This is a genomic window from Bradyrhizobium sp. UFLA05-89, assembly GCF_059803475.1.
Map to the genome: position 1 here is coordinate 34,093 of NZ_JBANBA010000032.1, position 23,722 is coordinate 57,814.

Sequence of the window (23,722 nt, forward strand, 5' to 3'; positions counted from 1 at the left end):
CGGGTGATAGGAAGAGGTGAACCGAGTTCGTGCGCGAGCTGTCTCAACGACGCCACCTAGCCGCCGGTCATCGGCGGGAAGAACGCGATCTCGCGGGCGCCGGCGATCACAGCGTTCGGCTTGACGTGGGCGTGGTCGATCGCGGCGCGAATCACTTTCGGCTTCTCGAACGCGTAGGCATAGGCTTCGCTCCGGCCGGAGAGCCAGGCGATCAGCTCCTCGATCGTGCGCACGCTGGGCGGCGGCTCGATCGTCTCCTCCGCCTTGCCGATGCGCTCGCGCACCCAGGCGAAATACTTCACCTTCATCCCTCATCCTCCTTGATGAGGTGATGAATACCGGCACGGAAATAATCGTAACCGGTGTACATGGTGAGCAGCGCCGACGCCCACAGCAGGAGCAGGCCGATCTGGGTCACCACCGGCACCACCTGGTCGCCGGCCTCGCCCGCAAGCAGGAAGCCGATCGCAACGAGCTGAACCGTCGTCTTCCATTTGGCGAGCTTGGTTACGGGCACGCTGACGCGCAGCGCCGCCAGATATTCGCGCAGGCCCGACACCAGGATCTCGCGGCACAGGATCACGATGGCGGCCCACAGCGACCAGCCATGGATGATGCCGTCGGCCGCCAGCATCAGAAGGCACGAGGCGACCAGGAGCTTGTCGGCGATCGGGTCGAGCATCCGGCCGAAGGCTGACTGCTGGTTCCAGATCCGCGCGTAATAGCCGTCGAGGTAATCTGTCACCCCTGCCGCGATGAAGATGGCAACCGCTACCCAGCGCAGCCACAGCGGCCCGTCCATGATCGACTGGGCGTAGATGCAGCCCACCACCACCGGGATCGCGGCGATCCGGGCGTAGGTCAGGATGTTCGGAAGGGACATCGAGCTCTTGGTGGCCCCCCGTGTCGTGGCGATGTTCATTCGTTCTACCAATACCGCTGCCGCATCAAGGTCAATCGTCCCTGCCTCAATGAGGTGCAGAGACGACGACCATATGACTGCTGGTCCCCTTTAGTTCACCCCGGCTGGGGATGGAAATACTCGAAAATCTTGCGGGCGCTTTCCGCGCTCACCCCCGGAACCTTGCCGAGATCGGCGATCGACGCCCGCTCGATCTCCTTCAGGGTTCCGAAATGATGCAGCAAGGCACGTTTGCGTGACGGGCCGATGCCCGGGATCTCCTGCAGACCCGCCTCGCGGATGTCCTTCTTGCGCAGCTTGCGGTGCGAGCCGATCACGAAGCGGTGGGCCTCGTCCCGCAACCTCTGAATGAAATAGAGCACGGGATCGCGCGGCTCGAGCTTGATCGCCTCGCGGTCCGGCATGAACAGAGTCTCGCGGCCGGCATCGCGGTCCGGCCCCTTGGCAACCGACATCAGTGATACCTGGGTGAGCCCGAGGCCCTCGAAGATCTCGCTGACAGCGTTGAGCTGGCCGCGGCCACCGTCGATGATCACGAGGTCGGGCCATTGCGGGAAGTCGTCGTCCTTGACCTTCGCGGTTTCGTCGGGCGGGCTGAGCAGCCGCTTGAAGCGGCGCTGCAGGACTTCCCGCATCATCGCATAGTCGTCGCCGGGGGTGAGCCCTTCCGACTTGATATTGAACTTGCGGTACTGGTTCTTCACGAAGCCGTCGGGCCCCGCGACGATCATGGCGCCGACCGCATTGGTGCCCTGGATATGGCTGTTGTCGTAGACCTCGATGCGTTTGGGCGGATGGGGCAGGGTAAGGGTCGCGGCCATCGCCTCGAGCAGGCGGCCCTGCGTCGCCGTGTCGGCGAGCTTCCGCCCCAGCGCTTCCCGCGCATTGGTCAGCGCGTGGGTGACGAGCTCCTTCTTCTCGCCGCGCTTCGGCATCGAGACTTCGACCTTGTGGCCGGCCTTGATCGATAGCGCGTTGGCAAGCAGCTCGCTTTCCTCGATCTCATGCGAGAGCAGGATGACCTTCGGCGGTGGCTTGTCGTCGTAGAACTGGGCGAGGAACGAGCCCAGCACCTCCTCCGGCGTGAACGTCTTCTCCGCGCGCGGGAAATAGGCCCGGTTGCCCCAGTTCTGCCCGGTGCGGAAGAAGAACACCTCGACGCAGGAGAAACCGCCCTCCTGGTGGATCGCGAACACGTCGGCTTCTTCCACGGTGCGCGGATTGATGCCCTGCTGCGACTGGATCGCCGATAGTGCGGCGAGACGGTCGCGATAGAGTGCGGCACGCTCGAATTCGAGCTCGCCCGAGGCCTTCTCCATCTCGCCCGCAAGCTCCTGCTTCACCGCGTGGCTCTTGCCGGAGAGGAAGTCCGTCGCTTCCCGCACCAGCGTCGCATAGCCCGGGAAGTCGATCTCGCGGGTGCAGGGGCCGGCGCAGCGGCGGATCTGGTGCAACAGGCAGGGCCGGCTGCGGCTTTCGAAAAACGAATCGGTGCAGGAGCGGATCAGGAACGCGCGCTGCAGCGCGGTGATGGTGCGGTTGACGGCGCCGGCCGAGGCGAACGGGCCGAAATAGCGCCCGGGCCGGGTCTGTGCGCCGCGGTGCTTGAGGATCTGCGGCGCCCAATGATCGCCGGTGATCAGGATATAGGGAAACGACTTGTCGTCGCGCAATTGCACGTTGAAGCGCGGCCGGAGCTGCTTGATGAGGTTGGCCTCGAGCAGCAGCGCCTCGGTTTCGGTCGTGGTCGAGACGATCTCGACCGAGACCGTCGCCGCGATCATGCGCAAAATGCGCGCCGGCTGCGGCGCACCGATGCGCGCGTAGTTGGACAGGCGCTTTTTGACGTTCTTGGCCTTGCCGACATAGAGCACGTCGTTGTTCGCATTGAGCATGCGATAGACGCCCGCCGAGGTGGGGGCGAGACGCACCGCGCGCTCGATCGCATCATGTCCGGTCGCAAGCGGTCCTTCGCCGACCGCGCCGGTCTCTTCCAGGATGTCCGGCAGCCGCGCCTCATCCTCGTCGTCGCCGCCGGTCGTCGCGGGATCGACGTCGGGCGCGGCCTGCTCCTGCGGCGGGACGTCGTCCGGCGCTGCGCTGCGCCGCACCTTGCGCGCGCGTGCAGTGTCCGGGGTGTCGGAGGAATCGTGATCCATGATGCGAATTTAGGCGCTGGGAGAGCCGATTTGAAGTTTCACCGGGCCTGGCCGAAGCGGACCGCGAGCGGTGTTCCCGGTAACGCTTCCTTAAGACTGCTAAGCGGGCGGTAACCGCGCTTAACAACCCTTTAACTTAAAACTCTCGATAAATCCTACGCGAAAAGTTCGTGGTTCCGTAACCATGCGGTCTTGCCTTGCGCAGCGGCGCTGGCCGACCGCGATGGCCTTGCGGCAGTTGCGTTGGAGAGTGTGATGAAGAGGCTCGTTATGGGCGCTGCGGCTCTGGTTGCCGCGGGCTGGAGCGCTTCGGCAGAGGCCGCCGATCTCAATTACGGGCAGCGTGCACCCTATACCGTCAACCAGCCGCTCAATGCCTATAGCTGGGCTGGTCCCTATCTCGGCGCCAATCTCGGCTATGAATGGGGCTCGGTGAGCAACAATCCCGCGAAGCCGGCCGGCTTCGTCGGCGGCATCCAGGCCGGCTACAATTTTCAGAACGGCCCGTGGGTGTTCGGCGTGGAAGGTGATATCCAGGCGACCGGTGCCGACGATACGTTCGCGCCATGGAAGTTCTCCAATCCCTGGTTCGGCACCGTACGCGGTCGCGCCGGCTACGCCTTCAACAACATCCTTTTTTACGGCACCGCCGGTCTTGCCTTCGGCGAGTTGCGCGCGGAAACTTTTGGCTGGACGGAATCGCATACCACGGTGGGCTGGACCGCAGGTGTCGGCGCCGAGTTCGGCATCGCGCAGAACTGGAGCGCCAAGATCGAATATCTCTTCCTCGATCTGTCCTCGAGCCAGTTCGCGATCACCGGCGTGTCGAACGGCTATAGCGCCAGCGTGGTGCGCGCGGGCGTGAACTATCACTTCTGATAGCTGAAGAAGAAAATACCGGACCTAAAACTCCCGGCCTCGCGGCTGGGATTTTTTTGCGCCAGGCTTCGCCTAAGAAAGGATCACCAGGTTGACCGCCTTGGGTCCCTTGCCCTTCTTGTCAGGCTCGACTTCGAAAGTGATACGCTGTCCTTCGGTGAGGTCTTTCAGTCCCGCCCGCTCCACCGCCGTGATGTGAACGAAGACGTCGCGACCGCCATCGTCCGGCTTGATGAAGCCGTAACCGCGCTCGCCGTTGAAAAACTTAACTGTGCCCGTCATGGCCATCGGGACTCCTCCCCCGCATTGCTCCTCCGCCGCGATGCAGACACGCATCTCGGCATGACCGGACCTACGCGCCCGGGAGCTGGCCACCCTTGAGCGGGCTTAATGAGTCCGCCTGGATCCTTCTTAGGCCTTCACTCCGCCGCAACCATTCGCGGAAGCGGAACGTAAAGCCAGTCACGGGGCACAGCATAATACGGTTCTTTGCAGATTGACTACCGTTCATGCATAGTTTTCCCAATAGGTGTACTACTTTAGGGCTTCGGCACCTCCAGGCGGAAACGGGCCGCGCCGCCCTGGCCGAGCGGCTTTTCGAGCTCCGGCAGGATGGTCTTGAGCTCGCCCTGCAGCGTAAAGGGTGGGTTGACGATCAAAAGCCCCGTCGTGGCGAGTGGTGCATCGGTACTTTGCGGTGCGACGCTGAATTCGAGCCGCAGGCATTTTCCTTGAGGTTTGGCTGCGACTGCGGCCTGCGCCACCGCTTGTGCGAGCGCGTCGGTGGCGCGCCTGGATTTGGCGGGATACCAGATCACATAGATGCCGGTCGGCCACTTGGCGAACGCTTCCGAGAAGGCCTCTCCGAGCCGCTCGAACTCGTCCTTGGCCTCAAAGGGAGGGTCGATCAGCACCAGACCGCGTCGCTCCTTCGGCGGTACGAAAGCCGGCAGCGCGACCCAGCCGTCGAGATCGACCACGCGCGCCTGCGTGTCGCGGCGCAGCACATCGATCAGCGCCTTGCGCGCCTTCGGCTCGAGCTCGCAGGCGACGAGGCGATCCTGCGGCCGCAAAAGGCCACGCGCGATCAGCGGTGATCCAGGATAGGCCTTCAGTTCGCCGCGCGGATTGAAGGCGCGGACGATGTCGAGATAGGGCTTTGTGAGTGCAGCAACCTCGTTGGACAGGCGTGCCTGCATGACGCGGGCGATGCCGGTCAGCCACTCGCCGCCGCGCTGCGCCTCGTCGCTTTTGAGATCGTAGAGGCCGGCGCCGGCATGGGTGTCGATGACGCGGAACGCGGCCGGCTTGTCCTGAAGGTAAGTCAGGATGCGCGCGAGCACGATGTGCTTGATGACATCGGCAAAGCTGCCGGCGTGGAAGGCGTGGCGATAGTTCATATCGGACAGTTACGACATCGGGCGGTGAAAGTAACTGCCGTCGCTGCGGGAAGGTGCCTCGCCTGATTCCGCAAAACGAGGATGCAGACCTGCGACTTCAGCCGCCGCGGATCGGCGGCATCGTCACCTGGTCGCGGCGGCAGGCGCGGCGGTCGAGCTCTTCGCAGGAGCGAAATTGCAGGTCCTTGTTGAGGCAGATGCGCACCTCTGACAACCGTGTCCGGTTGCACGTCACCGAAACGGACGAGCTGCTCAGCCCGGGATTGGCCTTGATGAAGGCCTCCTCGACGTCGGTGGGCGCCACGGTCTTGGCCTGCGACAGATCGAGATACTCGGCCGGAATCTTGATGACGGCGCGCGCTTTCCGGACGGTCTCGAAGTAGTTGCGGTCCGACAGGCCCGAGCAGGTGCCGTGCTTGTCCCATTCGTTGAAGATCAGCCCTGGCGCCGGCATCAGGTCGAGCATGGAGGAGACGATGCTGCGGTTCAGGCGGGGCGCCGGGCGCTGACAGTATTCCGGAAAGCCATTTTCATATTGCGGCCACAGCCCGTGCACAACGAAGGCGTAGGGCCGCCCGCCGCACTGGATCTGGGAGCGGCCACCGCGCTCGGCCGCTTCCTCGCAGAACGACGGCGACCAGGACAGCGACAGCACGTAGAAATCGAATTCGCCGGGCGCGTTCTGGCGCTTGTCCTGCGCCATTGCGCTGCCTGCGAGCGTAACGAGGCCGGCCGTGAGTACGAGGGAGATCAGGAAACGGGACAGGGAATGCAATCTGGAATAAAACATGGCGACGCCCTTCAACTAGACTGTGCAAGAGAGCCTAGCAGGCAACGAGAACATTTCAAGAACAAAATTGAACGCCGCCCGCTTTGGCGCGACGCTTCACCCGAATCAGGGTTTTGCCGCACGGCAGGAGGGATTGTACGCCCAATTGCGGTCGAGGCCGACCACGCACCATTCGACGCCTTGGCCGAAGCCGGCAAAGCCGCCGTCCTCGAGAATCGAGAAATGCACCTTGCGCACCTTGCCGTCGCTGAGCATGGCATCTCCCGTGCAATAGCGGCGTGGAAGGTTGTCGGACTGCCAAGGCCGGAAGGCGGTCTCGTGGATCCCGGCGAAGCCCGTGATCTTCAACGACGAATTCCAGAACGAGCTTTCTTTTTCCCAGAACTGCGTGGCGATCGTCGGCAGCGCCTTGTCGCAGTCGGCGACCCGGCCGTCATAGCGCGGCCCCTCCAGCCAGAAGTTCAGCTCCAGCGGATTGGCGGCCTTGGCCTCGGTCAGCGACACCGCCCCCAGAATGAGGCCGAATACCGCTGCAAAGCGGAACGATTTCAGAGAGGTGACGAGGTCGCGCATGGGCAATCCAGGAGATATGGCTGCAAGCATCGGACCGTGCCGCGAAGGTGGGGAGAGGTCAAGTGCAGCGCGGCAACACTCGCCAGCGAGTTGCACGCAACGTCGCACCTGGCAGGCCTTCCGTTCTTTTCAGCGCGTCCGCGGCGCCGTAAACTGGCGCAAGCCAAAAGGAGTGACGGGAATGCGAATCATTGCGGCCGCGGGCTTTCTCACCGTTGGAATGCTGGCAAGCGGGTTCGCGCGCGCCGACATCCTGCCGGTACCCCCCTTCAAGGGCAACGACACCGGCGGCATCATCGCCTATTCGATGGCGACCCATGTGGACGCACGTCAGGTCGCGGTCGATCACTGCGCGCGCTATGGCAAGGTGGTGAAATTCCTCGCCGTGCAGGCTTATGAGGGCGGCTACATCTCCTTCTCCTGCCGCTGGGTTCCGTATGGCGCGGCCGAGCAGCCGCTGCGTACGCTGTACTGATCCTTCAGACCGCAAGCTGTGACCGGGAGTTGGGCGCATGACGCGACGGCCTGTTGTTTTCTGCGCTAGCCTCGTCGCGCTCGCGATGTCGGCGACGACGGTTGCGCATGCGGTGGATCTGCCGGTGCGCAAGGCCGGCCTCTGGGAGATGAAGATGCTCCGGTCCGGCGGGCCAATGCCGGAAATGACCATGCAGCATTGCACCGACGAGACTGTCGACAAGGAGATGAGCAACAACGTCTCCCCGATGGCCAAGCAGATCTGCACCAAGCAGGACATCCAGAAGACGGCAACCGGCTATGTCAGCGATTCCGTCTGCAACGTCGCCGGCACCACCACGACCTCCCATGCCGAGATCACCGGCGACTTCAACGCCGCCTACACCGTGAAGAGCACCGCGCACATCCAGGGCGGCGTTGCCGGCGCTGCGGGGCGCGATGCGACCACGACGATCGAGGCCAAATGGCTCGGCCCGTGCAAGGCGGACCAGAAGCCCGGCGACATCGTGATGCCCGGCGGCTTCAAGATGAACGTCAAGGACGCCGCGAAGCTGAAGGATCTGCTGCCGAAGTAGGTTCGAAGCCCGGATGCAGCGAAGCGAAATCCGGGGCCTTCCCATCCGCCGCGCCAGAATCCCGGATTGCGCTTCGCTCCATCCGGGCCGCTTCAGCGCTATACCGGGATCCGCACGCTCGCCCGCAATCCGCCCATCGGGCTGTCGCCGAGCGTGATGTCGCCGCCATGCGAGCGAGCGATGTCGCGTGCGATCGCAAGGCCCAGGCCCGTGCCGCCTTCGTCCTGGTTGCGGGCGTTGTCCAGCCGCAAGAACGGCTTGAACACTTCTTCGCGCAAATGCGTGGGGATGCCGGGCCCGTCGTCGTCGATGGTGACGGTAAGATAGCGGTGATCGCGCTGGCCGGTGATGGCGATCGTCTTGCCGTAGCGTGCCGCGTTGGTGACGAGGTTGGCGAGGCAGCGCTTGAACGAGGCCGGCTTCACCGTCACCACGGGCAGGCCGTTGAACGCGACTGTCGCAGTGTGGCCGTGGCGCTCGGCGTCGCTGCGCAGCTCCTCGAGCGCCTGGGCCATGTCGGTCGGCTGCGACTGCTCGCCGGAATCGCCGCGCGCGAAGGCGAGGTAGTCCTCGAGCATCATCGACATCTCGTCGACGTCCTTGCGCATGCCCTCGATCTCGGGATTGTCGCCGATCAGCGCCAGCTCGAGCTTGAAGCGGGTCAGGATGGTGCGCAGATCGTGGCTGACGCCGGCGAGCATCGCGGTGCGCTGCTCGATCGAGCGCTCGACGCGCGATTTCATTTCTAGAAACGCCATCGCGGCGCGGCGGACTTCGCGCGCGCCACGCGGGCGGAAGTTGGGTGCATCGCGGCCTTTGCCGAAGCTTTCCGCGGCGTCCGCGAGCTTCAGGATCGGCTTGATCTGGTTGCGCAGGAACAAGACTGCGACGATCAGCAGGATCGAGGAAGTGCCGACCATCCAGAACAGGAAGATCTCAGAGTTGGAGGCATAGGCCGCGCTGCGCTGTGCGAACACGCGCATGATGGCGTCATCGAGCTGGATGCGGATCTCAACGACGTTGGAGCGACCGACGGTGTCGATCCAGAATGGGCGTCCGATCTGCCGGCCAAGCTGCACCGAGAGCGTCTGGTCGAGCAGCGAGAAGAACGGCTTCGGTCCGGGCTGCGGCATGTCGCCGGCGGGCAGGAAGTCGACCACCAGGCCAAGGCGCTGCTGCGCGATGCGCTTGATCTGGTCGCGGTCCTTGTCCTGCGGATAGCCCTTGTAGACGTCGATCAGCGCGGCGATGTCCTGCACCACCGCAGCCGACAGGCGCCGCGTCACTGTGTTCCAGTGCCGCTCCATGAACACGAAGGCGACGACCGATTGCAGCACCACCATCGGCACGATCATGATCAGGAGCGCGCGGGCATAGAGGCCGGTCGGCATCCAGCTCTTGAACGCGTTGCCCATCCAGCCATTGGCGGCGGACACGCGGTCTGCGGCGCTCCTCAGCAGCGTCAGGCCGGTATCGATCGTACTCATCGCGTCCGCTTCATCCGCTCTCTACGGCGAGGCCACCAGCCGGTAGCCGATGCCGCGCACCGCCTGGAGAAACAGGGGATTGGCGGGATCGCGCTCGATCTTGCGGCGCAGGCGGTTGATCTGCACGTCGACGGCGCGCTCGTTGACGCTGCCGTTGCCGGTCAGCGCGGCGCGCGGCACCGTCTCGCCCTGGCTGTCGGCGAGGATGCGCAGCATCTCGCGTTCGCGGTCGGTCAGGTGGATGACCTCCTCACCCTGGCGCAATTCGCCGCGATCGAGATGGAAGACGTAAGGACCGAACGCGATCTTCTCGATCGTGGTGACCTGCGGCGGGGCGGTACGCTTGAGAATGTTGTTGATACGCAGCGCAAGCTCGCGCGGCTCGAACGGCTTCGCCACATAGTCGTCGGCGCCGATCTGCAAGCCCTCGATACGGGCTTCCGCCTCGTGACGCGCCGTCAGCATCACGATCGGCACCGAGGAGGACGTCCGAATGAAGCGGGCAAGGTCGAAGCCGGTCTCGCCGGGCATCATGACGTCGAGGATCAACAGATCGAAATGCAGGCCCATGAGCTTGGCGCGGGCATCGCTGGCGCTGGCGGCGGTGGAGACGCGATAGCCTTCGGCGGCGAGAAAGCGCGACAGTAGGTCGCGGATGCGGCGGTCGTCGTCGACGAGGAGGATATGCGGGGCGTCGTCGGCGGGCTCCACCGGCGGACGGGCGAGCGTGGCTGCGAGCGGCACGGTCACTCCTTTGTGGCTTGGTTGACGGTGGCGAAGATCGTCTCGAGCACCTTGTCGGGATCCTCGCGGTCGATCATGGCGCGCAGGAAGCTTTTCACGGTCTCGGCATCCTGCGGGCCGATCTGGGTGAGTGCCCGGTTGATTCGCGTGGTCTGCAGCCCGGCGAGCTTCTGCACCAGCGCCTCGCCCTTTGGTGTCGCATAGAGCAGTCGCTGGCGGCGGTCGTTATCGCCGGTCTTCTGCACGATATAGCCCTCATCGAGCAACTGCTTGAGCACACGCCCGAGCGACTGCTTGGTGATACGCAGGACGTCCAGGAGGTCGGCGACCTTGAGGCCGGGATAGCGGTAGACGAAATGCATGACGCGGTGATGGGCCCGGCCGAAGCCGAACGCCTCCAGCTCCTGGTCGGGATCGCCGACGAAATCACGATAGGCGAAGAACAGCAGCTCGATGATATCCCAGCGCAAATTGCCCACATCGCTTGTCGCCGGCTTGGTCTCGGCGGCATCGGGGGAGGGACTCACGAAATTTATGTCAGGCATATTGACGTATCTTGGGTTCAATGTTACAAAACGATCGACCCGGACGAAATTTTAGATCGGTTCGTTCGGGATGATGGTTGTCCAAAGCGGCCGGGGAAGTGCAGGACAGGCAGCGCCGGCCGGACCAGATCTACCGTGCGATTGTCGAGCATATCGGCAAAACATACTGGACTTCCGCCCTCCGCAAAAGCATGTCCTGTCGCGACATGCTGGCCACGGGAAACCGGCCGTAACAAGGCTGGTCACGGTCGGAGCCAGACCTGGTTAAGTTATCGAGCCCGAAAGAGGCAGGCCGGCGCGCTTCCGCGCGCCGATTGCGACAGCGGGAGGCAAGGGAAAAATGAGTCTGAAATTCGAAATCCAGCCTGCCACCAATCCGACCTCCGAGAAGGAGCGCACGGCAAAGCTTGAAAACCCTGGCTTCGGCCGGGTCTTCACCGACCACATGGCTGTGGTCCGCTACAGCCAGGCCAAGGGCGGTTGGCATGACGCACATGTCGAAGCCCGCACCAATTTCCAGCTCGATCCGGCCGGTGCCGTGCTGCACTACGCCCAGGAGATATTCGAGGGCCTGAAGGCCTACAAGCGCGACGACGGCGGCGTGAACCTGTTCCGTCCCGACGCCAATGCACGGCGCTTCAAGAGTTCCGCCGAGCGCATGGCGATGGCACCGCTGCCTGAGGACGTCTTCATCGAGGCGGTGGAGCAGCTCGTGCGGATCGACCGCGCCTGGATGCCGGGCGGCGAGGGCAGTCTTTACTTGCGGCCCTTCATGATCGCCAACGAGATCTTTCTCGGCGTGAAGCCGTCGGCGGAATACATCTTTGCCGTCATCGCCTCGCCGGTCGGCTCCTATTTCAAGGGCGGCCCTGCGCCCGTCTCGATCTGGGTGTCGGAGAACTACACGCGCGCTGCGGTCGGCGGCACTGGCGCTGTCAAGTGCGGCGGCAATTACGCCGCGAGCCTGCGTGCCCAGGCCGAGGCCATCGAGCATGGCTGCGACCAGGTCGTGTTCCTCGATGCGGTCGAGCGACGCTATGTCGAGGAGCTCGGCGGCATGAACATCTTCTTCGTGTTCGATGACGGGTCGCTGGTCACCCCGCCGCTCGGCACCATCTTGCCGGGCATTACGCGCGACTCCATCATCGCGCTCGCCAGGGACGCCGGAAAGACGGTGCGCGAGGAGCCCTACGCGATCGACCAGTGGCGCAAGGATGCTGCGAGCGGCAAGCTGAAGGAGGCTTTCGCCTGCGGCACGGCGGCCGTCATCTCGCCGATCGGCAAGGTGTGCTCGGCGAGCGGCGACTTCCTCATCAGCGGCGGCGCCGCGGGCCCGGTCGCCATGGGGCTGCGCAAGCAGCTGGTCGACATCCAGTACGGCCGCACCAACGACCCGCACGACTGGATCCGCAAGGTGTTTTGACCTGCGGCGGTCTCAGGCCGCCGCTTCCCTGACGTCTCCCTGATTGAGCACGGCCAGCACGCGTCCTGCCGGGACGCGTGCACGGGCGCGTGTGCGATGAATTCAACACAAGCGGGAGAAAATCATGGGAGTTTCATTCGATGAGATCGACGGCGTCATCTGGTACGACGGCAGGCTGGTGCCGTGGAAGGATGCCAGCGTCCATCTGCTGACACATGGCCTGCATTATGCGAGCTGCGTGTTCGAGGGCGAGCGCGCCTATGGCGGCAGGGTGTTCAGGAGCACCGCTCATTCCGAGCGGCTGAAGGCGTCGGCCAACATCCTCGATTTCGAGATCCCGTTCTCGGTCGCGGAGATCGACGCAGCCAAACAGCTCGTCATCGACACGAACAATCTGCCGGATGCTTATCTCCGTCCGATCGCCTGGCGCGGCTCGGAAATGATGGGCGTCTCCGCACCGAACAACACCATTCACCTCGCAATCGCCGCTTGGCAATGGCCGAGCTATTTTGATCCCGCCGCGAGGCTGAAGGGGATCCGCATCGATCTCGCCGAATACCGAAGGCCCGATCCGCGCACGATTCCGGCACTCGCCAAGGCCAGCGGCCTCTACATGATCTGCACCATCTCCAGGCACAAGGCCGAGCGCAAAGGCTATGCGGACGCGATGATGCTGGATTGGGAAGGCCGCGTCGCCGAATGCACCGGCGCCAACATCTTCTTCGTCCAGGACGGCAAGCTCCACACGCCGATCGCCGATTGCTTCCTCGCCGGCATCACCCGCGCCACCGTCATCGATCTCGCTGGGCGACGCGGCATCGAGGTGATCGAGCGGCGGATCATGCCGGAGGAACTCGACGGTTTTGCCGAATGCTTCATCACCGGCACCGCCGCCGAGGTGACACCGGTCTCCGAGATCGCGGAGTGGAAGTTTACGCCCGGCGCAATCTCCGAGCAGTTGATGCGGGACTATGCGGCCGAGGTGCAGCCCAAGGACAAGCGGGAAGCGGCGTAAGGGTTTCTGCGCCAGCCGCATTCTCCGTCATGCCCGGGCTTGTCCCGGGCATTCACGTCTAAGGTGCAGCATTGCGGCGGCGCGTGGATGGCCGGCACAAGCCCGGCCATGACAAGTTCGGCGGATACGCCAGTTGCCGCATCGCGCGTCGGCTGGTAAACGCCGCGCATGGCCGAAAAATCCAAAAAACCCCAGAAACTGAAGGCGCGCCTGCCGCGCGGGCTGGAGGATCGCGATCCCGCCGCGATCAAGGCCACGCGCCAGATGGTCGAGAAGATCCGCGCGGTCTACGAGCTCTATGGCTTCGAGCCGGTGGAGACGCCGGCGATGGAATATACCGACGCGCTCGGAAAATTCCTGCCCGACCAGGACCGCCCGAACGAGGGCGTGTTCTCGTTCCAGGACGACGACGAGCAGTGGATCTCCCTGCGCTACGACCTGACCGCACCGCTCGCGCGTTACGTCGCCGAGAATTTCGACACGCTGCCAAAACCCTATCGCAGCTACCGCGCCGGCTACGTCTTCCGCAACGAGAAGCCCGGCCCTGGCCGCTTCCGCCAGTTCATGCAGTTCGACGCCGACACGGTCGGCTCGGCGACGCCAGCGGCGGACGCCGAGATCTGCATGATGGCCGCGGACACGATGGAAGCGCTCGGCATTGCGCGCGGCTCCTACGTCGTGAAGGTGAACAACCGGAAAGTTCTCGATGGTGTGCGCGATGCTCTCGGCATCGCCGACGACGTCCAGTGGCTCACGGTCATGCGCGCGATCGACAAGCTCGACAGGCTTGGTCTTGCTGGTGTGCGACAACTCCTCGGCGAGGGGCGCAAGGATGAGTCCGGCGACTTCACCAAGGGCGCAGGACTGAAAGAGGACGACATCGCGCTCGTCATCTCCGCAATCGAGCAGAATAACGCGCCGCTTGATTCGCGACTGGCGGCCAGTGCCATCGGGCAGCAGGGACGCGACGAACTCGACCAGATCGGCAAGCTCGTCGCAGCGGCCGGCTACGGCGAAGATCGCATCAAGATCGATCCCTCCGTCGTGCGCGGCCTCGAATACTACACTGGCCCCGTCTACGAGGTCGAACTCCTGCTCGACACCAAGGACGAGAAGGGCCGCCCGGTTCGCTTCGGCTCGGTCGGTGGCGGCGGACGCTATGACGGTCTCGTCTCGCGCTTTCGTGGCGAGCCGGTGCCGGCGACAGGTTTTTCGATCGGCGTGTCGCGGCTTCAGGCCGCGCTGGCGCTGCTCGGCAAGCTCGACACGCGGCCCGAATTCGGCCCCGTCGTCGTCACCGTGTTCGATCGCGACCGCGTCGCCGACTATCAGAAAATGGTCAGCGCCTTGCGCACCGCGGACATCCGCGCCGAGCTCTATCTCGGCAATCCGAAGAACATGGGCAACCAGCTCAAATATGCCGACCGTCGCAATTCGCCTTGCGTGATCATCCAGGGCTCGGATGAGAAGGCGCGTGGCGAGGTGCAAATCAAGGATCTGATCGAAGGCGCCAAGGCCGCGGCCGCGATCGCCTCCAACCAGGAATGGCGCGAAACGCGCCCGGCGCAGTTCTCGTGCAGCGAGGCTGACCTCGCCGCGAAGGTGCGCGAGGTGCTGGCGCGCCATGACGTGAGCTGGGGTTAGCTATTCGCGATAGCCGTCATGCCCGGGCTTGTCCCGGGCATCTGCGTCCTGTTTGATGCGCACGACCATGAATGACCGGGATGTGCCCGGTCATAGCGAAAGCTGCAGGGAGAAGACGATGCCTGAGATCACCGTCAGCATGGCCGAAGGCCGCACCGACGAACAAAAGGCCGGCATGATGCGCGACATCACGCAGGCGCTGGTGAAGAATCTCGGCGTCGATGCGGAAGCTGTCGTCATCCAGATCAACGAGGCGCCGCTTCGCCACAAGATGAAGGGCGGCAAGACCTTCGTGGAGCGCGCGGCCGCGGCGAAGAAATAGTCGCAGCCGTAGCAGCAATCACAACCGTCGTCCCGGCGAAAGCCAGGACCCATAACCACCGAGAGTGGTTGTGGGCGCAAGCTGTGAATTGCCAGCCTTCGCAAGACTCGATCCTGTGATTATGGGTCCCGGATCTGCGCTTCGCTTGTCCGGGACGACAGCGAAGCAGGTTGATCCATGGACGCACGCGACTTCATCAAGATCGGCATGAGCGCGGAGCGCACGCTGGTGGTGCCCGCGGAGCGCACGGTCGGGCATTTCGTGCCCGGCATGCCGATGGTCTATGCGACGCCAATGATGATCCTGGAGATGGAGATGACCGCGGGCGATGCCATCCGCGACGCGCTTCAGCCGGGCTGGGTCACAGTCGGCACGGAGGTCGACATCCGTCATCTCGCGGCTAGCCTCGTCGGCGCGACGGTGCGGACCACCGCGAAGGTGATCACGGTCGAGCGCCGGGTGATCCGCTTCGAGGTCCAGGCGTTCGAGGGTGCGCGCAAGCTCGGCGAAGGCCGCCACGCCCGCGGCCTCGTCAATGTCGAGACGTTCAACAAGCGGTTGGGCGGGTAGGTGCAGGCTTTTGGATCCGCTTGCTCTGACCTTATCCTGAGGAGCTTGCGGAGCAAGCGTCTCGAAGGATGGCCGCGGGCATGACCGGGGCCTTCATGGTTCGAGACGGCGCTTCGCGCCTCCTCACCATGAGGGACAGGCTATTTCGCCAGTTCCTTCGATCGCTTCGTCGCCGCGGCTATCGCGCGGATCATCAGCTCGCGCAGGCCGGGCGCGCCCATCAGCACTTCGAGTGCCGCGGCGGTGGTGCCGCCGGGCGAGGTGACGTTCTGACGTAGCGTGCTCGAGGCAAGCTCCGAGCGGTGCAACAGCTCGCCCGCGCCTGCGACGGTCTCGCGCGCGAGTTTGGTTGCGAGCGCTTCCGGCAGGCCTGCCTCCACGCCGGCGCGCGCGAGCTCTTCGGCGAGCAGGAAGACGTAAGCAGGGCCGGAGCCGGAGACGGCCGTGACCGCGTCCATCAAGCCTTCGTCCTCGACCCATTCGACCGACCCGGTGGCACGGAGCAGCGCGTCGGCCACCGCACGCTGCTTGTCGCTGACATTGTTCGCGGCCACGGCGACCGTGATGCCGCGGCCGATCGCGGCCGGCGTGTTCGGCATCGCGCGCACGACGGCACCGCCGCAGACCTCTTGCAGCGAGGCGATCGTGGTTCCCGCCATGATCGAGACCACCGAGGTGCGCAAAGAAACATATGGCCTCAGCTTCGCGCCGGCCTCGCGGAAGGATTGCGGCTTCACGGCGACGACGAGCGTCTCGACGCTGCCGGCGGCCTTCGCATCCGGATTGAGCGCGACGCCTTTCGCGGCAAGCGCGCTGATCTCCGGCGACAGGTGCGGCTCGATCACCGCGACGTGGCCAGGATCGAGGCCTTGCGCCAGCCAGCCGGTCAGCATCGCGCCGCCCATCTTGCCCGCGCCGGCGAGGAGAATGGTGCCGGTGATGTCCTTCAAGGTGCTGTCATTCGCCATCGCTGCCCGCTACCCACTCGATGTCGTCCTGGCGAAAGCCAGGACCCCCGCGCGAGCGCCTGCGCTCGTCGCGTAACCACAAGAGGTTCTAGTGGATGGAGGTGTCGGCAACAAGCGGCGTGCCACGAGCGAAATCACGCGGTATGGGTCCCGGATCCGCGCTTCGCTTGTCCGGGACGACGATGAGGAGGGAGCCGCGGCTCCCTCACCGCATCGGAGAGGAAGTTACGCCTCGCCCGCCGTGTCGAACATCGCGGCGTCCATCGCCTCCGTGGTCGATTTGCCCGCCCACACCACGAACTGGAACGCAGGGAAATAACGCTCGCAGCCGTGGATGGCGCCGGCGAGCATGGCCTCGCATTGCGCGGTCGATGCGGTCAGCCCGCCCGGCAACATCAGCGCCTGGCGGTGCATGATCATGCCGGTGTGGGTCCACAGATCGAAGTGTCCGACCCACAATTGCTCGTTGATGGCGGCGACCAGCCGCTGCACCTCGGAGCGGCGCGCAACCGGAATCTTCATGTCGAACGCGCAGGCCAGATGCAGCGCCTCGATCTCGCCCATCCAGGTGAAGGAGAGCTGATAGTCGGTCCACTGTCCCTTCGAGACGATGGTGATCTCGTCGTCGCCGGAACGTTCGAACGCCCAGTTGTTGCTTGCGGCGATGTCCTCCACCACCGAGAGCGGGTGGCTGCGGGAATCGATATTACTTTCGAGCAGGGACATGCCGTCTCGACCTCTTGCCTTATTGTTATCTTGATACGCACGCGGTTGGTCCGGCGCGCGCTCCCTTAACGTCGCTAACGGCGATCCCCTCGGATCGCGCGGGCCTGTCGGGGATCAACTGATGTGATTTGCGGAATCTGCGCAACTCCGTCGCGAGTCCGTCCACAAGGTCCAACAGGCTCGTCCACAGCTCATCTCGGTCACAATTATTAATTTGAGAACAAATCGGAATCGGATGGAGCCACTGGCGCGGCAATCGTTAATGCGGTCCCAAAATTCCGTTTCATGGGATGCCGGACCGCCCCGGCGGCATGGGACTATGCCTTTTCCCCATAGGGAACGCGCTTGCCGCAGCCGCCCGCCGGCGTCATATTTCATTCAGGTCGTTCATTCCGAACGGCCGATGTTCTCAGGGCGGGGTGAAAGTCCCCACCGGCGGTAAGGGCCGAAAGGCCCAAGCCCGCGAGCGCCTTCCTCCGCAAAGGGGAAGGGTCAGCAGATTCGGTGCAACTCCGAAGCCGACGGTTAAAGTCCGGATGAAAGAGAACGGTCGGTGGCGGTCCGCATCGCGAGGATGCGGCCGCTTGTCGTTCCGTATGCCCTGATTCTGGTCCTTAAGAAGGAAAGCCATGAATCAGATGTTGCAAGACCCGCAAGTCGAAGCATCCCAGCTTCAACCCTCCCAAGAAACCCAGCCTCCACCGGTTCCACCCGAGCCGCCGACGCACGAGCATCCCCGCTTCGCAAAGCCGCAGCGGGTCGCCTTCGTCGAGGCCTGCTGGCATCACGATGTCGTGCAGGAGGCGCGCTTTGCTTTCCTGAAGGAGGCCGAGGCGCGGCATCTCACCTATGTCGACGTGTTTCAGGTGCCGGGCTCGTTCGAGATCCCGCTGCACGCGCAGATCCTCGCCAAGACGCGGCGCTACACCGCGATCGTCGCGGCCGGCCTCGTCGTCGATGGCGGCATCTACCGCCACGAGTTCGTCGCCGACACCGTGATCAAGGCGTTGATGGACGTGCAGCTGCGCACGGAGGTGCCGGTGTTCTCCGCGGTGCTGACGCCGCAACAATTCCACGAGACCGAGGTGCACTACGACTTTTTCCGCAAGCACTTTGCGATCAAGGGAGTGGAGGTTGCCGAGGCCTGCGCCAACACGCTGCACGGTCTGGAGCGGCTGCGCGGCCAGGTCGCGGCGGGGATCGTATAACCTTCGTCTCACGGGCCGCCGATTGTCATTCCCGCCGCCGCGTTGATAAACTCGGCGGCGGGAGGAGGCGGTCCGTGGAGACGGACCGGCCGGCAAGATCATGTTCGAAGGACACGATCCCTATCTGGTCGCGCTCTCGGTAGCGATCGCGAGCCTGGGCGGCTATACCGGCTTTGCGCTTGCGGCGCGCATCCGCAACACCCCGGGCGTCAGCAACCGCGTGCTGCTCGCGGGTGCGGCGACATTTCTGGCCGTCGGCATCTGGACCATGCACTTCGTCGGCATGCTGGCAGCGCCGCTGCCGCCGGACACCGTCTATCTCGTGCTGCCCACCATCATCTCGTTCCTGATCTGCGCGCTGGTGGTCGGCATCTCGCTGTTCTTCGTGTCGATCGGCGAGCCATCGCTGAAGCGGGTGGTGTCCTCGGCCGTGCTGCTCGGCGTCGGCATCAGCAGCATGCATTATGTCGGCATCCATGGGCTTTCCGGGCCGTTCACCATCGCGCATGACGAACCAATCGTGCTGCTCTCGGTCGTGGTTGCGATCGGCACCGCCTATGGCGGCTTGCGCGCCTTCCTCGCGCAGCAGGAGGGCTTTCGCCTGATCGTGAGCGCGATCGCCTTCGGCGTCGCGGTGTCCGGGATGCATTACACCGCGATGCACGGCATGCATTTCATGCCGCTCACCGGTGAAGCGCATCAGCATCTCGGCGGCAGCCTTGCGGCATCGCAACAAATTCTCTCCATCGTGGTGGCCGTGCTGTGCTTCGTGATCGCGGCCGGCTTCCTGCTTTCGCTGGTGCCGGATCCGCGCCGGCAGACCCTGGTGCCGGCGATGGCCGGCGATCCCGTTGCGCCGGCAGTCGCGTTCGCGGCCGAGCCGGCTTCTGTTGCCGCGCCACTGCGGCCGGTGTCGGCGCCGCTCGGTGGCCTCGGCCAGCCGCCGCGCGCGGCACCCGTCCCGCGGCTGCCCGTCGAAGGCGCCGACGGCACGCATTTCATCGATACCGCCGATGTCCGCAGTGTCCGCGCCGACGCACACTATACGCGGGTGCATGATGGCACCCGCGAGCGGATGTGCCCGTGGTCGATCTCGGAGGCCGAGGCGCAGCTCGATCCGAGCCTGTTTCTCAGGGTGCACCGCAGCCACATCGTCTGCATCCCCCACGTCGCCCTCGTCCGCAGGGAGGGCGATGGTGCCGTGCTTGAGCTCGACGGCCCGTCCCCGCACCGCGTGCCGGTGAGCCGCGCCAAGATCGCCGAGGTGAAGGCGAGGTTGGGGCTGGCGACGCGGCGAAACGCGTAGCGCTGTCTCACTCCCTCTCCCCGTTGTTGCGTGCAGGGTGAAGAGGGTCGCGCAAGCTGACGCAATTCGTGCGTTCCAGTCCGCATTTCGTGCGAAAATCCACTCTTTGTGCCCCAACCATTGCGGCTCGCTCCGCCCAGGGAGACGGTCCCGCCCAACGTCCGCGCCACCGCGCGCAAGGACGATTGGGAGGAGACGATGATCCCCGGCGCATTCAGCTATCACCGGCCGGCAAGTGTTGCCGACGCCGTCAAACTGTTGTCCGACCTCGGCGAGGACGCGCGGCCGCTGGCCGGCGGGCACAGCCTGGTGCCGATGATGAAGCTTCGGCTGGCGAGCCCCACTCATCTGGTCGACCTCCACGGCATCGCCGGTCTCAAGGGCATCCGCCGCGACGGCAATAACCTCGTCATCGGCGCGATGACCACCCAGCATGATCTGCTCGCCTCCGAGGATGTCGCAAGATCAGTGCCGATCCTCCATGAGGCCGCGCTCTTGATCGCCGATCCGCAGGTGCGCTACCGCGGCACGATCGGCGGCAATGTCGCCAATGGCGATCCCGGCAACGACATGCCGGCGCTGATGCTGACGCTGGGCGCGACCTATCGCCTCGAAGGCGCGCATGGCGCCCGCGAGGTGAAGGCGACCGATTTCTACCAGGGCGCCTATTTCACCGCGCTCGAGCCCGGCGAGATCCTCACCGCGGTATCGGTCCCCGTGCTGGCGGACGGCCATGGCTATGGCTATGAAAAGCTCAAGCGCAAGGTCGGCGATTACGCGACCGCCGCCGCAGCCGCCGTGCTGACCATGGCGGGCGGCAAGGTCGCGACCTGCGCGATCGGCCTCACCAATGTCCACGAGACGCCGTTGCTCGCGGCTGACGCCGCGAAAGCCGTGATCGGCACGAGCCTCGATGCGGCTGCGCTGAGAAACGCTGCCGCTGCGGCGCAAGCGATCATGTCGCCGGCGGCGGACGCCCGCGGACCTGTCGAATATCGCAAGCATGTCGGCGGCATCATGGTGGCGCGGGCGCTGCAACGCGCCGCAAGCCGCGCGCGCTAGGGGAGGGACGAATGGCAAAAACGCATGTGACCATGAAGGTGAATGGCGCTGAGGTCGAAGGCCTCGTCGAGCCGCGAACGCTGCTGGTGCATTTCATCCGCGAGAATCTGGCGATGACCGGCACCCATATCGGTTGCGAGACCACCCATTGCGGCGCCTGCACCGTCGATATCGACGGCATGTCGGTGAAGTCCTGCACCATGTTCGCGGTCCAGGCCGATGGCAGCGACATCACGACCGTCGAGGGCATGGCCAATGCCGATGGCTCGCTGTCGGCCTTGCAGGAAGGTTTCCGCATGATGCACGGCCTGCAATGCGGCTTCTGCACGCCCGGCATGATCATGCGGGCGCACCGCTTGCTGAAGGAGAATCCCTCGCCATCCGAAGAGGAAATCCGGATGGGCATTTCCGGCAACATCTGCCGCTGCACCGGCTACCAGAACATCGTCAGGGCGATCCAATACGCCGCTGCCAAGCTCAACGGCATCGAATTCAAGGAGGCCGCGGAATGAACGACTTAACTCCCACGCGGGAACAACGCACGGCCGCACTCGAAGGCATGGGCTGCAAGCGCAAGCGCGTCGAGGACATCCGCTTCACCCAAGGTAAGGGCAATTACGTCGACGACGTCAAGCTGCCGGGCATGCTGCATGGCGACTTCGTTCGCTCGCCGCATGCGCATGCGCGCGTCAAGAAAATCGACGACAGCGAGGCGCTGAAAGTCCCCGGCGTGCTCGCGGTGATCACCGCCGAAACGCTGAAGACGGTGAACCTCGCCTGGATGCCGACGCTTGCCGGCGACGTGCAGATGGTGCTGGCCGACGGCAAGGTGCTGTTCCAGAACCAGGAGGTCGCCTTCGTGGTTGCGACCGACCGTTATGCCGCCGACGACGGCGTCAACAAGGTCGTCGTCGAATACGAGCCGTTGCCGCCGTTGGTCGATCCCTTCAAGTCGATGGCGCCTGATGCGCCGGTGCTGCGCGAGGATCTCGCCGGCAAGACCACGGGCGCGCACGGCCCGCGCAAGCACCACAACCACATCTTCGAATGGACGGTCGGAGACAAGGATCTGACTGACGCGGCCTTCAGGAAGGCCGAGGTGACGATCAAGGAGATGATCTCCTATCACCGCACCCACCCGTCGCCTCTCGAGACCTGCCAGTGTGTCTGCTCATTTGACAAGATCAAGGGCGAGCTGACGATCTGGGGCACCTTCCAGGCCCCGCACGTGATCCGCACGGTGGTGTCGCTGATCGCGAAATTGCCGGAGCAGAAGATCCATGTGATCTCGCCCGATATCGGCGGTGGCTTCGGCAACAAGGTCGGCGCCTATCCCGGCTACATCTGCGCAGCCGTCGCCTCCATCGTCACCGGCAAGCCGGTGAAATGGGTCGAGGATCGCATCGAAAACCTGACTGCGACCTCGTTCGCACGCGACTATCATATGACCACCGAAATCGCCGCGAACAAGGATGGCAAGGTCACCGGTCTTCGCGTCCACGTGCTCGCCGATCACGGCGCGTTCGACGCCTGCGCCGACCCGTCGAAATGGCCGGCCGGCTTCTTCAACATCGTCACCGGCTCCTACGACTTCCCGACGGCGCATCTCGCCGTCGACGGCGTCTACACCAACAAGGCGCCGGGCGGCGTCGCCTATCGCTGCTCGTTCCGCGTCACGGAGGCGGCTTACTGCATCGAGCGCGCCATGGATATCCTGGCGCAGAAGCTCGGCATGGATCCGGCCGAGCTGCGGCTGAAGAACTTTATCAAGCCGGAGCAGTTTCCCTATCACTCGGCGCTGGGCTGGGAATACGATTCCGGCGACTACCACACCGCCATGCGCAAGATGATGGAGACGACCGACTACGTTGCGCTCCGCAAGGAGCAGGCGGACAAGCGCGCAGCCTTCAAGCGCGGCGAGACCCGCGAGATCATGGGCTTGGGGGTCTCCTTCTTCACCGAGATCGTCGGTGCCGGTCCGTCGAAGAATTGCGACATCCTCGGCATCGCCATGTTCGACTCCTGCGAGATCCGCATGCATCCGACCGGTGCGGGCATCGCGCGCATGGGCACGAAGAGCCAGGGCCAGGGCCACGAGACCACCTGGGCGCAGATTATCGCGACCGAGATCGGCATTCCCGCCGACAACATTCAGGTCGAGGAGGGCAACACCGACACCGCGCCTTACGGGCTCGGCACTTACGGCTCGCGCTCGACGCCGGTCGCGGGCGCCGCGATCGCGATGGCTGCGCGAAAAATCAAGGCCAAGGCGCAGATGATCGCAGCCTATAAGCTCGAGGTCCATGAGGACGACCTCGAATGGGACATCGACGGTTTCCGCGTGAAGGGCCTGCCGGAAAGGTTCATGTCGATGAAAGACATTTGTTGGGCGGCGTACAACTCCGTGCCGCCGGGTATGGAACCGGGGCTCGAGGCGGTCAGCTACTACGACCCGCCCAACATGACCTATCCGTTCGGCGCCTATCTCTGCGTGATGGACATCGACGTCGATACCGGCGTGTACAAGATTCGGCGCTTCTATGCGCTCGACGATTGCGGCACCCGCATCAACCCGATGATCATCGAGGGCCAGGTGCATGGCGGCCTCACCGAGGCCTTCGCGATCGCGATGGGCCAGGAGATCCGCTATGACGACACCGGCAATGTCGTTACCGGCTCGTTCATGGACTTTTTCATGCCGACCGCGGTCGAGACCCCACATTGGGAGACCGACTTCACCGTTACCCCGTCGCCGCATCACCCCATAGGCGCCAAGGGCGTCGGCGAGAGCCCGAATGTCGGCGGCGTGCCGGCCTTCTCCAATGCCGTCAATGATGCGTTCTCGTTTCTGGGGTCAACGCACATCCAGATGCCGCACGACTACTGGCGCAACTGGAAGGCGGCGAAGCAGCTCGGGGCGGTCGCGTAGC

General features: G+C 64.4%; 24 protein-coding genes, 1 pseudogene and 1 riboswitch. Of the genes and pseudogenes, 13 read left to right on the forward strand and 12 right to left on the reverse strand.

Annotation, left to right across the window (positions count from 1 at the left end; genetic code table 11):
- Window positions 1-56: 56 nt before the first annotated feature.
- The 3 genes from moaD to uvrC all read right to left on the reverse strand — a co-directional run bounded on the left by moaD (window position 57) and on the right by uvrC (window position 3,081).
- Window positions 57-308 (reverse strand): molybdopterin converting factor subunit 1, encoded by a 252-nt coding sequence (moaD, locus tag SO139_RS18610; RefSeq protein WP_449382821.1) that lies wholly within the window; start codon window positions 306-308, stop codon window positions 57-59.
- Entirely contained in the window at window positions 305-922 is a 618-nt protein-coding gene (gene pgsA / locus SO139_RS18615; protein ID WP_449382822.1) for a CDP-diacylglycerol--glycerol-3-phosphate 3-phosphatidyltransferase, read from the reverse strand. The genes moaD and pgsA overlap by 4 nt, the downstream gene beginning before the upstream one ends.
- A gap of 95 nt (window positions 923-1,017) precedes the next feature.
- Window positions 1,018-3,081, reverse strand: a complete 2,064-nt coding sequence (uvrC, locus tag SO139_RS18620; RefSeq protein ID WP_449382823.1) for an excinuclease ABC subunit UvrC — start codon at window positions 3,079-3,081, stop codon at window positions 1,018-1,020.
- Window positions 3,082-3,336: 255 nt separating this feature from the next.
- Between uvrC and SO139_RS18625 the strand changes: the two genes are divergently transcribed.
- Window positions 3,337-3,960, forward strand: coding sequence for an outer membrane protein (locus tag SO139_RS18625; protein WP_449382824.1), 624 nt, complete (start codon window positions 3,337-3,339; stop codon window positions 3,958-3,960).
- Between the two features lie 72 nt (window positions 3,961-4,032).
- Here SO139_RS18625 and SO139_RS18630 read toward each other — a convergent pair whose 3' ends face one another.
- From SO139_RS18630 to SO139_RS18645, 4 genes are all read right to left on the reverse strand, one after another.
- On the reverse strand, window positions 4,033-4,248 hold the full coding sequence (locus tag SO139_RS18630; protein ID WP_027523068.1) for a cold-shock protein: 216 nt from the start codon (window positions 4,246-4,248) through the stop codon (window positions 4,033-4,035).
- Window positions 4,249-4,499: 251 nt separating this feature from the next.
- Window positions 4,500-5,360, reverse strand: coding sequence for a 23S rRNA (adenine(2030)-N(6))-methyltransferase RlmJ (locus tag SO139_RS18635; RefSeq protein ID WP_449382825.1), 861 nt, complete (start codon window positions 5,358-5,360; stop codon window positions 4,500-4,502).
- Window positions 5,361-5,457: 97 nt separating this feature from the next.
- On the reverse strand, window positions 5,458-6,150 hold the full coding sequence (locus SO139_RS18640) for a ribonuclease T2 family protein (RefSeq protein WP_449382826.1): 693 nt from the start codon (window positions 6,148-6,150) through the stop codon (window positions 5,458-5,460).
- Window positions 6,151-6,255: 105 nt separating this feature from the next.
- Complete coding sequence (locus SO139_RS18645; RefSeq protein ID WP_449382827.1) at window positions 6,256-6,723, reverse strand: hypothetical protein; 468 nt, start codon at window positions 6,721-6,723, stop codon at window positions 6,256-6,258.
- Between the two features lie 181 nt (window positions 6,724-6,904).
- Here SO139_RS18645 and SO139_RS18650 point away from each other — a divergent pair, with 181 nt between their 5' ends.
- Window positions 6,905-7,198 carry a hypothetical protein gene (locus SO139_RS18650; protein WP_449382828.1) on the forward strand — a complete coding sequence of 98 codons (294 nt, stop codon included), beginning with the start codon at window positions 6,905-6,907 and terminating at the stop codon, window positions 7,196-7,198.
- A gap of 37 nt (window positions 7,199-7,235) precedes the next feature.
- Window positions 7,236-7,772, forward strand: a complete 537-nt coding sequence (locus SO139_RS18655) for a DUF3617 domain-containing protein (protein ID WP_449382829.1) — start codon at window positions 7,236-7,238, stop codon at window positions 7,770-7,772.
- 98 nt (window positions 7,773-7,870) lie between these two features.
- Here the strand turns inward: SO139_RS18655 and SO139_RS18660 are convergent, their stop codons facing one another.
- The 3 genes from SO139_RS18660 to SO139_RS18670 are packed head-to-tail and all read right to left on the reverse strand — an operon-like array spanning window position 7,871 to window position 10,548.
- Window positions 7,871-9,259 (reverse strand): ATP-binding protein, encoded by a 1,389-nt coding sequence (locus SO139_RS18660; protein ID WP_449382830.1) that lies wholly within the window; start codon window positions 9,257-9,259, stop codon window positions 7,871-7,873.
- 21 nt (window positions 9,260-9,280) lie between these two features.
- Entirely contained in the window at window positions 9,281-10,009 is a 729-nt protein-coding gene (locus SO139_RS18665) for a response regulator (RefSeq protein ID WP_254098411.1), read from the reverse strand.
- Entirely contained in the window at window positions 10,006-10,548 is a 543-nt protein-coding gene (locus SO139_RS18670) for a MarR family winged helix-turn-helix transcriptional regulator (RefSeq protein ID WP_474798322.1), read from the reverse strand. Before SO139_RS18670 ends, SO139_RS18665 begins: the two co-directional genes overlap by 4 nt.
- A 340-nt stretch (window positions 10,549-10,888) precedes the next feature.
- Here SO139_RS18670 and SO139_RS18675 point away from each other — a divergent pair, with 340 nt between their 5' ends.
- The 5 genes and pseudogenes from SO139_RS18675 to SO139_RS18695 all read left to right on the forward strand — a co-directional run bounded on the left by SO139_RS18675 (window position 10,889) and on the right by SO139_RS18695 (window position 15,522).
- On the forward strand, window positions 10,889-11,971 hold the full coding sequence (locus SO139_RS18675; RefSeq protein ID WP_449384287.1) for a branched-chain amino acid aminotransferase: 1,083 nt from the start codon (window positions 10,889-10,891) through the stop codon (window positions 11,969-11,971).
- Between the two features lie 124 nt (window positions 11,972-12,095).
- Window positions 12,096-12,986 carry a branched-chain amino acid aminotransferase gene (locus SO139_RS18680; RefSeq protein ID WP_449384288.1) on the forward strand — a complete coding sequence of 297 codons (891 nt, stop codon included), beginning with the start codon at window positions 12,096-12,098 and terminating at the stop codon, window positions 12,984-12,986.
- Between the two features lie 168 nt (window positions 12,987-13,154).
- A pseudogene (hisS, locus tag SO139_RS18685) lies at window positions 13,155-14,499 on the forward strand (histidine--tRNA ligase); the annotation flags it as partial.
- 249 nt (window positions 14,500-14,748) lie between these two features.
- Window positions 14,749-14,952 carry a tautomerase family protein gene (locus SO139_RS18690; RefSeq protein WP_057741976.1) on the forward strand — a complete coding sequence of 68 codons (204 nt, stop codon included), beginning with the start codon at window positions 14,749-14,751 and terminating at the stop codon, window positions 14,950-14,952.
- A 177-nt stretch (window positions 14,953-15,129) separates the two neighbouring features.
- On the forward strand, window positions 15,130-15,522 hold the full coding sequence (locus SO139_RS18695) for a thioesterase family protein (protein WP_449384289.1): 393 nt from the start codon (window positions 15,130-15,132) through the stop codon (window positions 15,520-15,522).
- A 140-nt stretch (window positions 15,523-15,662) separates the two neighbouring features.
- Here the strand turns inward: SO139_RS18695 and proC are convergent, their stop codons facing one another.
- Both proC and SO139_RS18705 read right to left on the reverse strand, forming a co-directional pair.
- On the reverse strand, window positions 15,663-16,490 hold the full coding sequence (gene proC, locus SO139_RS18700; RefSeq protein ID WP_498540355.1) for a pyrroline-5-carboxylate reductase: 828 nt from the start codon (window positions 16,488-16,490) through the stop codon (window positions 15,663-15,665).
- Between the two features lie 225 nt (window positions 16,491-16,715).
- The gene (locus tag SO139_RS18705) at window positions 16,716-17,216 is read right to left on the reverse strand and encodes a type III secretion system chaperone family protein (RefSeq protein ID WP_449384291.1); all 501 of its coding nucleotides are present in this window, start codon (window positions 17,214-17,216) and stop codon (window positions 16,716-16,718) included.
- A 401-nt stretch (window positions 17,217-17,617) separates the two neighbouring features.
- A riboswitch (FMN riboswitch) is annotated at window positions 17,618-17,768 on the forward strand.
- Window positions 17,769-17,845: 77 nt separating this feature from the next.
- Here SO139_RS18705 and SO139_RS18710 point away from each other — a divergent pair.
- From SO139_RS18710 to SO139_RS18730, 5 genes are all read left to right on the forward strand, one after another.
- Window positions 17,846-18,424: a 6,7-dimethyl-8-ribityllumazine synthase gene (locus SO139_RS18710; protein ID WP_498540356.1), complete on the forward strand. Its 579-nt coding sequence runs from the start codon at window positions 17,846-17,848 to the stop codon at window positions 18,422-18,424.
- A gap of 100 nt (window positions 18,425-18,524) precedes the next feature.
- The gene (locus tag SO139_RS18715) at window positions 18,525-19,730 is read left to right on the forward strand and encodes an MHYT domain-containing protein (protein ID WP_449384293.1); all 1,206 of its coding nucleotides are present in this window, start codon (window positions 18,525-18,527) and stop codon (window positions 19,728-19,730) included.
- A 198-nt stretch (window positions 19,731-19,928) separates the two neighbouring features.
- Window positions 19,929-20,792, forward strand: a complete 864-nt coding sequence (locus SO139_RS18720; protein ID WP_449384297.1) for an FAD binding domain-containing protein — start codon at window positions 19,929-19,931, stop codon at window positions 20,790-20,792.
- 11 nt (window positions 20,793-20,803) lie between these two features.
- Entirely contained in the window at window positions 20,804-21,304 is a 501-nt protein-coding gene (locus SO139_RS18725) for a (2Fe-2S)-binding protein (protein WP_449384294.1), read from the forward strand.
- Window positions 21,301-23,721, forward strand: coding sequence for an aerobic carbon-monoxide dehydrogenase large subunit (locus SO139_RS18730; RefSeq protein ID WP_449384295.1), 2,421 nt, complete (start codon window positions 21,301-21,303; stop codon window positions 23,719-23,721). The genes SO139_RS18725 and SO139_RS18730 overlap by 4 nt, the downstream gene beginning before the upstream one ends.
- Window position 23,722: the final 1 nt, after the last annotated feature.